Here is a 14,719-nt window from a genome sequence, read left to right as displayed (position 1 = left end):
CTAATTTTCTCCGTTTAAACCTTTGATCGCCATGGAAACCGCAAGCTCTACGGCTTGCTGAATCTTTTCCTTTTCCTTTCCTCCGCCTTGGGCCATGTCTGGCTTTCCGCCTCCCTTTCCACCTAACACTTCGCATGCGGCCTTAACTAGCTCTCCGCAATGAACTTTTTTTCCTGCCAAAGAATTCGAACAGGTGACTACAATACTTGCATCCTCAACATTTTTACTTGCGAGAACTGCTATCAGCTCTTTTTCTTTCACCTTTAAGTTATCGGAAAGTCCTTTCAAGGATTTTGCATCTTTGGAATCGAATATCGCTGACACGATCTTTACAGAGCCGATGAATTTTCCCTGATCGAGTACCGATTTTAGAATTTCCGGATTACTTTCGAAATCTCTACTTTCTCTAGTTTTTTTCTCCTTCAGATACTTTGCCTGAGTCTCTTCTAATTCTAAAGAAAGTTTTTCGGATAAATCCCTTAATTCGGCAACCGCCTTTGCTGATTTTTGCTCGAACAAGTTTCGAATCTCGTCAGGATCCGGGATATGAGTTTGAATTAGCAGAGGGGAACCTTCCTGTCCAAGGCTTTCTCTAATCTTCAAATTCAGATTTTGAGATGCTTCTGTAAGTTCAGCAAACCTAGCTTGGAACGTTTCGATTACCACCGGCCCCGCGACCGCCTCGATTCTTCGATTTCCTGCCCCAGGACTGGATTCTTTTTTTATCAAGAAATACCCGATCTCTTGCGTATTGGAAACGTGAGTTCCTCCGCAAAATTCTAAGGAGCGGTTTCCCATCTGAAGGACTCTCACTGAATCGCCGTACTTTTCATCAAAAGCAGCGACAGCTCCGGTTTTTTTAGCCTCTTCAATCGGAAGCAATTTGGTTTCTACTCGGATCGATTCGCTAATACTCTCGTTCACCCAAGATTCAATTTTTCTAATTTCCTCACCACTCAAGGGAGCAGGATGAGAAAAGTCGAATCTCAAGTATTCGGGAGAAACGATCGATCCTTTTTGGAGCACATGTGGTCCCAATAAGGATCTGAGAGCACCGTTCAAAAGGTGGGTCCCAGAATGATGAAAGCGCAACTTTTCTCGCCTATCCTTTTCGACTTCGAGTCTTGCCTTTTCACCGGAAGAGAAACTCCCGGACAGAACTGTCCCGATATGTAAGATTACATCGTTCTCTTTTTGAGTATCAAGAACTTTGAATATTCCATTTTGCTTTCGGATAAATCCAGTATCACCGATTTGTCCTCCTCCTTCTGGGTAAAAGGGAGAGGCTTTGAAAACCAAAATCCCCGATTGTCCTTCGGAAAGACTGGCGACCTGCTTGTTCTCTAAAAATGCGCTCGCGATTTCGGACTCGGCTTCCAAAGTCTCGTAGCCCAAAAATTCGGTTCTGTCTATTTTTATGCCAGTTAGAAGAGATCCTTTGTTCGCTTTCCATGTGTCTCTGGAAAACTGGCGATCTTTTTCGAGCTCTTCCTCGAATCCAATTCGATCAAAGGTTAACCCTTGTTCTGCGACAATTTCCTCGGTCATTTCCGGAGGAAATCCATAGGTTCCATAGAGCAGAAAACTATCTTTTCCGGAGAAAGTATTTTTCCCCAAAGCTTTGGTTTTAGCAACGAGCTCTTCAATTTTTTGCAGCCCGAGCTCCAAAGTTTTTAGGAATAATTCTTCTTCGCTAAATAACGTCCTTTCTATCGAAGCGGAGTGTTTTTTTAGATCTGGATAACGATCCTGATAGATTTCGATCACAGGTTTCACTAGTTCGAACAGGAATGGCTTGGTAAGATTCAGTCTTCTGGCAAAAAGAACCGCCCTTCTGATCAATCTTCTGATTACATAGCCTCTGCCGGTTCTGTCCGGAAAAATCCCATCCGAAATCGCAAACAATACCGAGCGAATATGATCCGTGATTACTCGGAACGGAACCTTAGTATCTTCCGCATATTTTTTGCCCGAGACTGCTTCTACCTGAGTGATGATTTTTCTAAGTTCATCGGTATCATAAACAGAGTCTACTTTTTGTAGAAGCAGAGCCATTCTCTCCAAACCCGAACCTGTATCGATTCCGGTTTGTTTTAACGGATGAAGATTGCCTTCCGTATCCTGATTGAATTGATTAAATACTATATTCCAAAATTCTAAATATCGATCGCAGTCGCAACCGGGTCTGCAAGTATTCTTGGTTCCACAATCTGGAAAGCCTTTTTCAGGTCCACGATCCAAATACAGTTCAGAACAAGGTCCGCAGGCTCCGCTATCTCCAGCGGGACCCCAAAAATTGTCTTTCTTGCCGAGACGAGTGATTCTCTCTAAAGGAATTCCCTTTGCGATCCAAATTTTTTCAGATTCATCGTCGTTTTCATATACGCTAACCCAGATCTTTTCCTTGGGAAATCCCAGATAATTTACAGAACAGTCTAACGCGTATTCGATGGCTTCTTCTTTAAAGTAATCTCCAAAGCTGAAATTTCCGAGCATTTCAAAGAAAGTGCAATGCCTTTCGGTTTTTCCGACATTCTCCAAATCCGTCGTTCTTAGACATTTTTGTACGGAAGTAGCTCTTGTATAAGGAAGATCCACTGCTCCTGTAAAGAGCGGTTTAAACTGCACCATTCCGGCAGTAGTGAATAAGAGTGTCGGATCTCCTGCAGGTAACAAAGAAGAAGATGGTACGATAGTATGACCCTTTTCTTTAAAATAATCTAGAAAAATACGACTGATTTCAGAAACAGTTTTAGACTTCATGATGCCTCAACAAATAAGAAATGCCCGAGGTCTTTTCCAAGAACTTCAGGCATTCCAAAGGTTTTCGAATGACGAAATGGATTAACGTTTAGAGAACTGAGTTCCCCTACGAGCTTTATGTAGACCGTATTTCTTCCGTTCCACCATTCTAGGATCTCTGGTCAGCAATCCTTCTTTCTTCACGGTGGACCTGAATTCAGGATTATAGCGGCAAACCACACGAGCAATCGCATGACGGATGGCTCCGACTTGACCGATAATACCACCACCGCTTACATTAAAGAGTAGATCAAATTTATCCTGAACGTTCAACAAAGCAAGAGGAGTCAGGGCTTCCTTTAGGTTTGACTTGCTATTGTGAAAATAGTCCTTAATATCCCTGTCGTTTACAAGAATCTTGCCAGAACCTTCTTTTAGTTTTACGCGGGCGATTGCGTTTTTTCTACGACCGACTGCCCAGATTTCTTTGGCACTTGCCATTCTTTAGTTCTCCCTTAGAGTTCCAGTTTTAGCGGTTTTTGGGAAGCAAGGTCATGTTCTGACCCGGAAAATACTCTAAAATGATTGAGCATCTTAGTTCCAAGCTTGCTCTTCGGAAGCATGCCTTTGACCGCTTCGACCAAGATTCTTTCTGGGTGCTTCTCTCTCATGCTTTGCAACGGAGTAGTAGTCATCCCACCGGGATAACGAGAGTGGTGAAAATAGTTTTTCTGGGTCTCTTTATTACCGGTTACAGAAATCTTTGCCGCATTAATAACGATGATATTGTCTCCGCAATCTACGTGTGGAGTAAAAGTTGTTTTGTGTTTTCCACGAAGCCTATGAGCAATCTGTGATGCTAAACGACCTAATGTCTTTCCTTCTGCGTCCACGACGTACCAGACTTTTTGAGCCTGTTCTTTTTTTAGAGAAGGAGTCTTATGCTGTTTGGATAGTACTGGCATGAGAAAAAAACGTCCTGTGTTGGCCAATTTCGCGTACCCGCCGTGTGGGTCAAGGAAATAATAGGGAAATGGCAGTTTTGGGTACGTGTACGGTTGCCCCGCCCTGCTTTGGGTGGGGGGATGGTGGTGGGAACCCCCCTCCACCGCCACAAGCCAGCCAAGTATCACGCCAGAGCTCTTCTGGCAATAGAATTTTGGCGATCGATTCTGTAGGAGCTCCTACAGAAAGTCTCAATTAATCCTGTTTGACAGGAGCGGTCTTATCCGCCTCAGAAGCTACTTCTTGGTCATTGCATTCCGATTTCAAACGGGTTTGGATCGAAATCTCTACATCCGGCCAGAGTACAGATTTTCCGTCCTTGCCTGTATGTAGGTCTTTGCATACCTGATTTAAAGCGTTAAGAGAACTGGTAGCATTCCAGTCATTCACATTGATCGATCCTTTTACTTTCAAAACGTCTCCATTCTCGATCACAAAGGTGAGCGGGATTTCCTTTTCGATTCCATTCAATCTGAGCTTGAGATTTCCGGTGCCGGATTTCCGATCCTGTGAAACGGAAACAGAGAGCAACGATCCGCTGATCATTCCCTTCTCTTTCATTGTTCCAAAAAATTGTGATTTTATCTTCGCATCCCTATCCGGATTTCCGCTATCTACATCTTTTGAATCAATCTCGAACGCTAATCCTGCAATAGCACCTTCTTGAGAGTCCGCAGCGGACGTTCCACTGGTTTTGAATTTTGTAAATTTTCCACCTACGCCTGCCTTATCGGTAAATTTGAACGCTTTCCATTCTAAACTTGTATCCGCAGGGCTGAACGTAAACTTACAGACTCCAGGTTGTGGTACTGCTGGAGTTTTAGGTTTACAATCGCCAAGTAAAAGCCAACATACAGACAATCCAATTATGATATGAAATTTCGAACTTAGTGGTCGCAAAGCAAATCCAGTTTTCATAGGGCATAAGACTAGCCCTTAAAGTCGAACGAGTCAAGGTTTTTCATAATTAGGAGAAGAGAGTCACTTGAAAGAAGAAGAAATTATTCGCTCCCTTTACCCGGATGGAAGAGAGCAGTTGAACGACTGTTATCTGGGGGAAGACGGCATTTTGATTACTACCGACACGATCGTTGAGGAGACACACTTTAGACTAGATTGGAGTTCTCCGGCAGATATTGCGAGTAAATTAGTAGAAGTGAATGTTTCCGATATAGTCGCTGCCAATGGACTTCCGACAAAGGCTTTTTTTAACTTCGGACTTTCTTCGAATTGCAATAATAAAGATTTCTTAAACCCATTCCTGGACTCATTCCGAAAAAAAATAAATCGCTACGAAATAGAACTTTGCGGTGGCGACACATACAGATCTCATGAATTAAATTTGACTCTTACCTTACTCGGAAAATCTAATTCGCCTCTCAATCGAGTGAATGGAAAAGCCGGAGACAAAATATACCTGAGTGGTCATGTGGGTTCTTCTTTTTTAGGATATAAGATCTTAAAGGGATATGCTTCAAATGTCCCGGAAGCCCTACACTCTCAATCATTAGAAAGGCATCTTCGTCCGACCGCTCGAATCGAATTAGTCGACTCTCTCTTGGGACAAAACGAAGTACACTCCTGCATGGACCTGACGGACGGATTAGTGCAGGACCTTAGTAAACTATCCAAAGCATCCAATTTGGTCATGGAAGTGAACATAGAACAAATCCCCCACCTTCCAGGTATCTTAGACTTTCTCACTCTGGAAGAATTTCTCAGTTCAGGAGAAGAATTAGAACTGATTGTGCTTTCCTCCGAAGATCTTCCCTCTGAATGCAAAGGAATTCCTGTCACCCAGATAGGAACTTGTAGGAAAGTAGAAGAAGGAGAAACACCGAATGCCTATTTTCATTTAAATGGAAAAACCTGGATCCCTAAGAACCCAGGATTCCTGCATTTCGCATGACAATCCGCAGGAGTGCTTCAAAAATAATTTTTATATTTTTAAATAAATATTAATAATTTAATAATATATTAAAATTATAATATTATAAAGTTTTAATAATATAAATTCGCGTATAAGAAATACCGCAGTGAATTAAGGCGGGACCCTCCGGGGTAAATCATTTCCGGAAGCAGGCTTAGTTTTGGACAGTAGGACTTTTGTGCATCATAGCGTAGAGCAACACGATTCCAAGCTGAAATGGAAATGTGATCACATCGCCAATCCAAGCAAACGGAACCAATAGAAAGTAAGCCTTATTTCCACTTTGATAAGATTCGATATGAATTCCTTTGGAGAATTTCAGAGTTAGAAGTCGAAATTGATCGCCCGGACTCTTATAGCAATAACTCGACTTTTCTTTGTCATTGCTAAAGGGAGAAATCAGCAAGATGTAATTCCCATTCAGCCTGTGCGTCCCTCCATCTGCTTGAACCAACTCTTTCCATTCTTGTTGCCCGCATTCGGAATAAAAAGAGATCGGTTTATTTGTGCATGGGTATTCGTTTCCAAGAATTTGAACCTGCTGTAATTTTGAATCCGAAGTGATCCATCGATTTCCTGAATCGGATGACTGCACACAAGTTATAGCGTGAAGATGCCCGTCCAATGTTTCGGGACTCCATTTTAAATATCTGCGATAACTAAGCTGCATCACAATAGTCTTATCGCCGGAAATTCCAATATAATCGACCCCTACTGGACCTTCGATCAAGTAATTGCTTTGTCCGATATAGGTTTTGGCCTTGTTCTCCAAGGCATCCGTTATCATGCATTGAATAGATAGAAAGCTAAGCAGAAAAAAGGAAATTATAGTTCTAAAGAAGTTCTTCATCGGAGTCGGAAAATTAAATGCTTAGCTCACCTTATAATGACGAATAGCCCCTGACCTAACAAGAACTCTAAAATAAGATTGCACACTGAGCCATTCCATAAATGATCCTCATTCAATGTCATTTTCATTTTTAAATTTCTTCGCACCAGCCAAAGAAATACCTCGAATTTCGAAAGAGCAAATTGATCAGAAATATCCTATTTTACGATGGAGAATACTGGAAGCGACTTTCATTGGATATGCGGTTTTTTACATAGTTCGCAATAATTTTCCAATTGTATCCAAAGAAATGGCAGAAGCCTTGAACTACTCCCAGGAACAAGTCGGAAACATTCTGTCCATAACTGCAATCTCCTATGGAATCGGAAAATTTCTAATGGGTGCTCTATCGGATCGAAGCAATCCCAAAGTGTTTATGCCGATCGGACTGCTTCTAACAGCAATTTGTAATATACTTTTTGGTGGCTCCTCTGATTACAATACACACCTCACTTTATGGGGGTTAAACGGTTTGTTCCAGGGAATGGGATGGCCCCCCTGCGGTAGATCACTCGGGCACTGGTTCGGAGTTTCGGAGCGCGGTACCAAATTTGCTATCTGGAATATCGCCCACAATGTGGGAGGAGGCCTGGTAGGCGTGATCGCTGCCTACAGTACCTCTTGGTTCGGATGGAGAAACGCGTTTTTCATTCCCGCGGGGATATCCGTCGTAACGGCAATATATTTATTTTTTCGACTTTTGGACACTCCTCAATCTGTAGGATTGCCTCCAATTGAGGAATACCAGGAAAAGGAATCTTTTTCGACCGCAGAAATCGAATCCCTCGAAAAAGAACTCGGATTTCGAGAAATCATCGTCGAGTCAGTATTAAAAAATCCTAAAATTTGGCTTTTTGCTTTGGCCAACTTTTTCGTATATATCGTAAGGTACGGACTTACGGATTGGGGGCCATCCTATCTCAAATTTACGAAGGGCGCAGGTGTGGAAAAAGGCGGCATCAGCACTTTGATTTACGAATTTGCTGCGATCGGATCCACTCTATACATTGGCAGGATCTCAGATAATCTAGGAGGAAAAAGAGGTATAGCGAGCTTGCTCTGTCTTTTCCCCATCTTATTTGCGTTAGTCGGGATATTGTTTGTTCCCAAGGGAAAACTTTGGATTGATTTGACTCTTTTTGGTATCGTTGGGTTACTCATCTACCCTCCCGTCATGCTTCTAGGAGTTGCCGGATTGGATTTCACTTCAAAAAAAGCTGTCGGGACGGCGGCAGGTTTTATTGGATTGTTCGGATATTTAGGAAGAACCGCATTATCTCAGATCGTCGGAAAGCTGAGCTCTCTAGCTACTTTCCAGTGGGAATTCTTAATTTATCTGATGCTTGCTTCTGGAATGATCGCAATTTTACTTTTATCGATTACTTGGAATTGGAAGCCAAAAGCATGAAGTGCACTTTAACGACTAGTGAATCGTCGGCAATTCGTCGTAACAAACTTATTTAGAAGAGGATAATCCTTCGAGGTGGTCTCGAGAGAGAATCCAGAGCAAACTCGCAGGATCGATGACCACGCCGGCTACTTTCTCGTTCATCAATCCAAGCTTCCATAGATCAGAGGCCGGAACGGATAAGGTTGAAACTTCCTTTTGAAAGTATGCCTTTACTTCGGATGAATGCGAGAAAGCGGGCAAAAGAATTCTGCCTCTTTCGTCCTGAACATACATTAGTACGATTGGCGCCTCGGCCTCTTTCTTTTTCTTTGCCTTCTTAGCTGCGGTCTTTGCTTTGACTTTCTTTTTAGGAATTGCTTTAGACTGAGTAGTTCTTGGCACAAGAAAAACAGCTTTGGTCAATTCGGCAGACAGGGTATCCAAATTTCTCCGAGACTTCTGCTTGGAATATTTGTACATTGCTTTTCGCAAAGGGAAATTTAGCCCAGGAAGAACTCTCTCGTCGGAATCGTCCTTTTCGAAAAGATCTTTGACTCGATCTGAAATCCGCTTCAGAAAACTCATAAGAATTTTATAATATTCTCATTAATTTTGCGAACTTTCCACGCGGCCTTGTAGCAGCAGGCTTGAAAGGTCCTTTGGTTGAACGAAATACCAACCGATTAAAATGGCTCCGACGCAGAAAATCACAACAAATAGTACTCCATAACTTCTGGATATACTTGTCGACTTGGCGATCTCGCCTTCCTCAGAACTCATGTACGTCGAAATTCCTACTTTGGCGTAATAATACAAAGCCAGAGCCGAATTTGCGATTCCGCCGATGAGTAAAATTCTAGATAGCAAGTCTCCGGTTTCGGCGATTTTTTGAAACAGGAAAAGCTTTGCCCAGAACCCTCCGAGGGGAGGAATTCCTGCTAAGGATAGAAAAAATATGAACAGGGAAAACGAAACCCAAGGACTCTTTATCGAAAGAGACTGTACGGATGCAAAAGTAACATGCCGCTTTCCTTCTTCTAGATACGCGACCAATGCAAATGCGCCTAAACTCATAAAAGAATAAACGATTAAATAAAAAATCGCCTCCTCCTCTACACCCAGGCTCAAGCCCGCCACGACATAGCCGGCGTGTGCAATCGAAGAGTACGCAAGCAATCGCTTTAAGTTTTCCTGCTTTAGCGCCAGGAAATTTCCGTAGGTCATGGATAGCAGCGCAAGCCCGCCCATTACCCATGACCACACCGTTCCGTAGACTGGACTTGGAAGTTTATGAAATACTAATAAAAGCAGTCCCATTGCTGCAGCTTTGGATGCAGTCGCCATAAAACCGCTCACAGGAGTCAGAGCTCCCTCATAAGCATCTGGAGTCCAGGAATGATAAGGGAAAAGCGCGATCTTAAAGGAGACACCGGTCAGGAAGAGCAAAAAACCGATCTTTGAAAAATTCGCTTCCAAACCTTCTATCGCCAAGGGTTTAAGAGACTCAACCAAATGAGTGGTCCCAGAACCTCCGAATAAGAATGCCATTCCCATTAATAAAAAACCGGTCGAGAAACTTCCTAGTAAGAAATATTTCAAACTAGCTTCTAAAGAGAATAAATCGCTCCGTGCCATCCCGACTAAAACGTACAGGGAAAGGCTCATCAATTCCAGTCCGGTAAAAATCGTAATCGTGTCAGCCCCTCCTGTCATAAAAAACATGCCAGAAGTTGCGAACAACAATAGAGCATAAAACTCCGGAAATTCCATATTATGCTGCTCTAATACTCTTGGAGATGAGAGAATCGTCCCGAAAGCCATGACCAGATAGAGCAGTCCAAACCAAAAACCCAGTCCGCTAATTTCGTAATGCCCGCCTAAATAGGTTCCTGGACCAGGAAATACGAACTGAGTATAAAATAACCCTAATATAGCAGAAAGTACGATCAGTCCGGCACTGATTCGAACAACTCTAAACTCTTTGTGGGTAAAAGGAAATTGCAATAAAAGTAATAGAATTCCTCCGCAAGAAAGAATCAAGACCGGAAGAATAGAGACTAGGTCTCCTGCACTCGGAATCAAGTTCATTCGTTCGACTCCTTTTCTTCCTCAACGGAATTCACATCGTTTATCTTGCTTCCATTTCTTTTTCTGTTAGGATCCGGTAACCCGTAACCTTTCTGGATCGGAAGTCTTTCTTCGTATTTGGAGACCTGGCGCCCTAACGCACGGTAGTTAGTAAATTTTCTTTCTACGGTCCTCAATCCACCTTCCCAATTTCTTTCCTGGATCGCGTCTTCCGCGGTTACGTTCAATACTACTCTGGCGCTCGGCTCCACAAGATTCAGGAAAGGTTCCGGATAAATTCCCATCACAAGAATCGGAAGGCTCGCCGCAGATAAGATAAATACTTCCCTAAAATTTAAAGGTCTAATTTTCTGTGAGAGCTCGTTCGGCTCCCCAAATAACAATGATTTTGCGAAGATCAGCATGTAACCAGCAGCAAAAATTATCGCTAAGCCTGCAAGAATTCCGAAGAGCACATTGTATTTAAAAGTTCCGATCAGCACCAAGAACTCCCCTACAAAACCGTTCGTGCCTGGGAGGCCGGCGGTTGCGAACACTGCTAATCCGATAAATGCCGCGAGCAAGGAAGCGCTTTTAGCTATCCCGGAATATTTGCTTAATTCGTTCGTACCGGTTCTTTCATGCAAAATTCCTAATAAAAAGAATAATAATCCTGATGTGAACCCGTGGTTCACCATTTGGATCATCCCACCGCTGACCCCCTCTTCTGTCAAAGTTAGAATTCCGAGAATACAAAACCCCATGTGAGACAGAGAAGAAAATGCTACCAACCTCTTCGTATTATTTTGAGTCAGAGCCACCACAGCACCATACAAAATTCCAGCGACAGCTAACCCAGAGAAAAAATCTCGATACTGTAGAAAGACTTGTGGAAACAATGGAATCGCGATCCTTGCGTAAGCAAACAATCCGATCTTAAGTAGGATGCCCGCCAAGTCAACGGAACCCACAGTAGGTGCTTCTTCGTGTACATCCGGCATCCAAGTGTGAAAAGGAAAGAGCGGAATTTTTATCGCAAAAGCAAAACTAAATCCGATGAAAAGCCAGAATCGTAGATTTGCAGGAATTACCGAAAGTGGCAAAGTCGCCAACTCTTCCAAATCCAAGGTAGAAGTTTGGAAGTAAATGACCAGAATACTGGCTAGCATGAATACAGATCCGGTAAAAGAAAATACCAGATACTTCATCGCAGCTTTCACTCTGCCTTCTTCTCCCCAGATCCCGACCATCATCGCAAAAGGCAGCACCATCCATTCCCAAAATACATAGAATTGGATTAGATTCACCGAGAGAAATACTCCGATTACTCCTGTTTCAACTAATAACAGAAAAACGTAAAATTCCCTTACCCTTCGCTTAACATTTGAATATGCTGATAGGGAAGAAAGGAAAAAAAGCAAAGTGGACATTGCTACTAAGAGCAAGGCAAACCCATCAACCGCCACATAGTAATCCAATCCGCCTTTTCCGAGATCGAGGAAATTTCGGATTCTATGGGCGAATTGAAATCCGCTGTCGCCCACTGCAAATTCGAAAAACAACGGAATCGTTAGCAAGAATGCCAGGAAAGTGACGATCGCTCCAGTAATACGAATCCATTTTTCAGATCGAACCAAAAAAAGAAACGGAATACCTATAAACGGCAAAAAAAGCAAAATGCTTAGGTAGTAATCCGGCAGGGCCAATTTACAACGCCCTCCATAAAAATAAGGATAGGATAAGTATAGTTCCGAGAACTATTAAAAAAGCGTAATCAACAATTGCCCCAGTTTGCAATCGCCTCAGAACAATTGAAGTCGCGCTGGAAATTCTGCCAGTGTTCACCAAAATCCGATCGATAAATTTCTTTTCTATAACTTTAGAGAAAAAATTAGAAAAGAATAATACAGGCTCAACAATAAGTAGAGAGTAGAGCTCATCTATATAATATTTATTTGCTATAACCTTTTTCCAACCGGTTAAAGAAGATTCTGCGACTGGAACAACTCCCTTTCTGAGATATAACATCCAAGCTATCAGCAATCCTCCTAAAGCCGCTGCAAGAGAAAGCAAGGCAAGGATTGCCTCCGTGGAATGCGCAAGTTGGTGAGGTTGCGAGCTCAGAGCAGTCGCCAAGAAAAGTTTTGCCGTTTTGTTTTCAAAAATCGGCGCAAAAAACCTTTCTAAGATATTAAATCCCCCCAATGACTCCGGTATCAAAAGAAAGCCCGAAAGAGCAGCCCCGACCGCTAATACAACAAGCGGGATCGTCATTGTCAATGGAGACTCGTGCGGATGAGTAGAGGGAGACACCCTCGATTTACCGTCAAATGCCAGGAAGGTCAATCTGAACATATAGAACGAAGTCAAAAGAGCAGTTACAATCCCAAGACCAAATATTAAAGTATTGTAATTAAAAGCTTTTTCTAATATTAGATCTTTGGAAAAAAAACCAGAAAATGGAGGAATTCCCGAAATTGCAAGAGATCCGAGCACAAATGTCACCCAGGTAATTTTCATCTGGGATTTGAGCCCGCCCATATTCCTCAAATCTTGCTCATCTTTTAAAGAATGAATTACCGAACCGCTTCCCAAGAACAAGAGGGCTTTAAAGAATGCATGAGTCAATAAATGAAACAAACCGGCCACATACGCTCCGACTCCCATGGCTACGAACATATAACCAAGCTGTGAAACGGTAGAATAAGCCAGCACCTTCTTGATATCATTTTGGAAGACACCAATCGTCGCCGCAAACAAAGCTGTGGCAGTTCCAATCAAGGTAATGTAAAAACCGACAGTAGGAGTTAGTACAAAAAGAAAATTTAATCTAGCGATCAAGAAAATTCCGGCTGTCACCATCGTAGCAGCATGGATTAGGGCAGAAACCGGAGTAGGTCCAGCCATTGCATCCGGAAGCCAAACGTGAAACGGAATTTGCGCGGATTTTCCCATCGCAGCAATAAAGTAAAAAGCCGTGACCATTGGCAAAACGTAAAGAAAGCCCGAAGATTCAGGTAAAACACTTTCCATTTCTGTAAAAGAGATTGTTCCGGTGTACCAGTATGTAAATGCGATACCTAATACCATCGCGAGGTCTGCGATTCGATTGGTAATGAATGCCTTGATGCTGGCATTTGCAGCGACTTCTTTATGCGTATCGAATCCGATCAAAAGGTAGGAACAAAGTCCTACCCCTTCCCAGCCAAAAAACAATACGAGCAAATTGTCCGCTAAGACGAGATGAAGCATAGAAAATAAGAAAAGGTTTAAGTATGAGAAAAATCGAGCATAGCCAGGATTTCCGTGCATGTAGCCGATCGAATAGAGATGAATTAAGCTCCCGATTCCAGTTACAATCATCACCATAAATAAGGAAAGCTGATCTACTTGATATGCTACGTTCGCTTGAAAATTGCCCACTTCGGCCCAAGTAAACAAAGTTACGATTTCAGGAAATTGTCTCTCTAAAGGCTTGAAGGCAAGGAAAGCTACAATTCCGAAAAAGAAGGAGCCAAAAGAAAAGGCTGTTCCGAGAACTCCCGCGAAATTTCCAGGAAGCCTTCTGCCGATCGACGCATTCAGAATCGCGCCGATCAAGGGTAGCAATACGATCGCGGTTATGCAAATTTCCCAGAACATCTATATTACCATTTCATTAAGTTCATTTCGTCTACAAAGCTGGTCTTCTTTTTCCTATGAATCGCTACTACCAAGGCCAATCCGATAGCAGCTTCAGCGGCGGCGATCGCCATAACAAAAAATACAACCACTTCTCCCTGCACCTGAAGAAGAGCTTTAGAAAATGTTACAAAAACCAGATTCACCGAATTCAGTATTAATTCTATGGACATGAAAATCACAACCGCGCTTCGTCGAAACAAAACACCCGCGACTCCGATTGAAAAAACGATGACCGCTAAGATTAAGATGAACTCCACGGGGATTCCGGAGACGGTTCGACTAATCACTGCTTGCTGATTCATAAGCGACTACCTATATCCTCGTCTTTCTTACCCAAATTCTTTTTGCCCAGTATCACCGCTCCTAAAACCGCTGCGAGAAGAAGCACTGATACGATTTCGAAGGGAAGCAAGTATTCCAAAAACATTGAAGACCCGACAACCGCTGTATTCCCGTTCACTTGGGTAGTCGCATTTATCGACAAAGGATTCGATTCACTCGGAACCATAAATTTCTTCATCGGATTGGAATCTACAGAATCGCTCGATTGGCTTCCGCTCCTGGACTCCCCAGCTTGGGAATTCGGAATCGAATAACGATAATGCAGTTCTTCTCCGTACCCATTCGGTCCAAGGGCAGTATGAGGAACTCCTTCACGAACCGCATTCACAAGCAATACTCCGAGAATCGCCACAAATCCGAGCAGAATACTTTTCTTGATCGGATTTTTCCAAAGATGAGTTACTCCTTCGTCATGGAGGGAAAGAAGCATAAGGACAAATACGACCAGTACCATAATCGCACCGGCGTACACCAGCACCTGCATGGTAGCGATGAATATGGAACCCATGACCGCATAAATTCCGCCTAATGCAAAAAAGGCGAGAACCAAAAGAATCGCCGACGAAATCGGATTCGGATGAAAAACTACTCCGAGAGAACCTGCGATCAGGATCCCCGCAAACACGAAGAAAAGAAGTAGCTGAGGTTGATCAAAAATTCCGGCCATCGC

General features: G+C 42.9%; 13 protein-coding genes. 2 read left to right on the top strand and 11 right to left on the bottom strand.

Annotation, left to right across the window (positions count from 1 at the left end; genetic code table 11):
* The 4 genes from alaS to CH373_RS13975 form a co-directional block, all read right to left on the bottom strand.
* A complete protein-coding gene (gene alaS, locus CH373_RS13990; RefSeq protein WP_100714197.1) occupies nt 1-2,763 on the bottom strand; it encodes an alanine--tRNA ligase in 2,763 nt (920 codons plus the stop codon).
* 81 nt (nt 2,764-2,844) lie between these two features.
* Nucleotides 2,845-3,243, bottom strand: coding sequence for a 30S ribosomal protein S9 (gene rpsI, locus CH373_RS13985; protein WP_100714196.1), 399 nt, complete (start codon nt 3,241-3,243; stop codon nt 2,845-2,847).
* A 14-nt stretch (nt 3,244-3,257) separates the two neighbouring features.
* A complete protein-coding gene (gene rplM, locus CH373_RS13980) occupies nt 3,258-3,707 on the bottom strand; it encodes a 50S ribosomal protein L13 (protein ID WP_100714195.1) in 450 nt (149 codons plus the stop codon).
* A gap of 235 nt (nt 3,708-3,942) precedes the next feature.
* On the bottom strand, nt 3,943-4,647 hold the full coding sequence (locus tag CH373_RS13975) for a YceI family protein (RefSeq protein ID WP_243393401.1): 705 nt from the start codon (nt 4,645-4,647) through the stop codon (nt 3,943-3,945).
* A gap of 85 nt (nt 4,648-4,732) precedes the next feature.
* Here CH373_RS13975 and thiL point away from each other — a divergent pair, with 85 nt between their 5' ends.
* Nucleotides 4,733-5,656, top strand: a complete 924-nt coding sequence (thiL, locus tag CH373_RS13970; RefSeq protein ID WP_100714193.1) for a thiamine-phosphate kinase — start codon at nt 4,733-4,735, stop codon at nt 5,654-5,656.
* 175 nt (nt 5,657-5,831) lie between these two features.
* Here the strand turns inward: thiL and CH373_RS13965 are convergent, their stop codons facing one another.
* Entirely contained in the window at nt 5,832-6,449 is a 618-nt protein-coding gene (locus CH373_RS13965) for a hypothetical protein (RefSeq protein WP_125169995.1), read from the bottom strand.
* A gap of 193 nt (nt 6,450-6,642) precedes the next feature.
* On the opposite strand from CH373_RS13965, the gene CH373_RS13960 reads away from it, so the two are divergent.
* Entirely contained in the window at nt 6,643-7,974 is a 1,332-nt protein-coding gene (locus tag CH373_RS13960) for an MFS transporter (RefSeq protein WP_100714191.1), read from the top strand.
* A gap of 48 nt (nt 7,975-8,022) precedes the next feature.
* Here CH373_RS13960 and CH373_RS13955 read toward each other — a convergent pair whose 3' ends face one another.
* Genes CH373_RS13955 through CH373_RS13930 form a run of 6 tightly spaced genes read right to left on the bottom strand, consistent with a single transcriptional unit; the run spans nt 8,023 to nt 14,716 of the window.
* Nucleotides 8,023-8,541: an SseB family protein gene (locus CH373_RS13955; protein WP_100714190.1), complete on the bottom strand. Its 519-nt coding sequence runs from the start codon at nt 8,539-8,541 to the stop codon at nt 8,023-8,025.
* Nucleotides 8,542-8,562: 21 nt separating this feature from the next.
* Nucleotides 8,563-10,044 (bottom strand): NADH-quinone oxidoreductase subunit N, encoded by a 1,482-nt coding sequence (locus tag CH373_RS13950; protein ID WP_100714189.1) that lies wholly within the window; start codon nt 10,042-10,044, stop codon nt 8,563-8,565.
* On the bottom strand, nt 10,041-11,729 hold the full coding sequence (locus tag CH373_RS13945; protein WP_243393400.1) for a complex I subunit 4 family protein: 1,689 nt from the start codon (nt 11,727-11,729) through the stop codon (nt 10,041-10,043). Before CH373_RS13945 ends, CH373_RS13950 begins: the two co-directional genes overlap by 4 nt.
* Nucleotide 11,730: 1 nt before the next feature.
* A complete protein-coding gene (gene nuoL / locus CH373_RS13940) occupies nt 11,731-13,665 on the bottom strand; it encodes an NADH-quinone oxidoreductase subunit L (RefSeq protein WP_100714188.1) in 1,935 nt (644 codons plus the stop codon).
* Between the two features lie 5 nt (nt 13,666-13,670).
* On the bottom strand, nt 13,671-14,009 hold the full coding sequence (gene nuoK / locus CH373_RS13935) for an NADH-quinone oxidoreductase subunit NuoK (protein ID WP_423789787.1): 339 nt from the start codon (nt 14,007-14,009) through the stop codon (nt 13,671-13,673).
* A complete protein-coding gene (locus CH373_RS13930) occupies nt 14,006-14,716 on the bottom strand; it encodes an NADH-quinone oxidoreductase subunit J family protein (protein WP_100714187.1) in 711 nt (236 codons plus the stop codon). The genes nuoK and CH373_RS13930 overlap by 4 nt, the downstream gene beginning before the upstream one ends.
* Nucleotides 14,717-14,719 lie beyond the last annotated feature (3 nt).

Source organism: Leptospira perolatii (genome assembly GCF_002811875.1).
In the GTDB taxonomy this organism is placed as follows: domain Bacteria; phylum Spirochaetota; class Leptospiria; order Leptospirales; family Leptospiraceae; genus Leptospira_B; species Leptospira_B perolatii.
The sequence above is the reverse complement of the archived record's forward strand: the minus strand, read 5'-3'. Positions and strand labels throughout refer to the sequence as shown.

Coding starts and splice junctions, on each gene's coding strand:
- rpsI (WP_100714196.1), bottom strand. CDS start 3,243: ATGGCAAGTGCCAAAGAAATCTGGGCAGTCGGTCGTAGAAAAAACGCA.
- CH373_RS13955 (WP_100714190.1), bottom strand. CDS start 8,541: ATGAGTTTTCTGAAGCGGATTTCAGATCGAGTCAAAGATCTTTTCGAA.
- nuoL (WP_100714188.1), bottom strand. CDS start 13,665: ATGTTCTGGGAAATTTGCATAACCGCGATCGTATTGCTACCCTTGATC.
- nuoK (WP_423789787.1), bottom strand. CDS start 14,009: ATGAATCAGCAAGCAGTGATTAGTCGAACCGTCTCCGGAATCCCCGTG.
- CH373_RS13960 (WP_100714191.1), top strand. CDS start 6,643: ATGTCATTTTCATTTTTAAATTTCTTCGCACCAGCCAAAGAAATACCT.
- rplM (WP_100714195.1), bottom strand. CDS start 3,707: ATGCCAGTACTATCCAAACAGCATAAGACTCCTTCTCTAAAAAAAGAA.
- CH373_RS13950 (WP_100714189.1), bottom strand. CDS start 10,044: ATGAACTTGATTCCGAGTGCAGGAGACCTAGTCTCTATTCTTCCGGTC.
- alaS (WP_100714197.1), bottom strand. CDS start 2,763: ATGAAGTCTAAAACTGTTTCTGAAATCAGTCGTATTTTTCTAGATTAT.
- CH373_RS13930 (WP_100714187.1), bottom strand. CDS start 14,716: ATGGCCGGAATTTTTGATCAACCTCAGCTACTTCTTTTCTTCGTGTTT.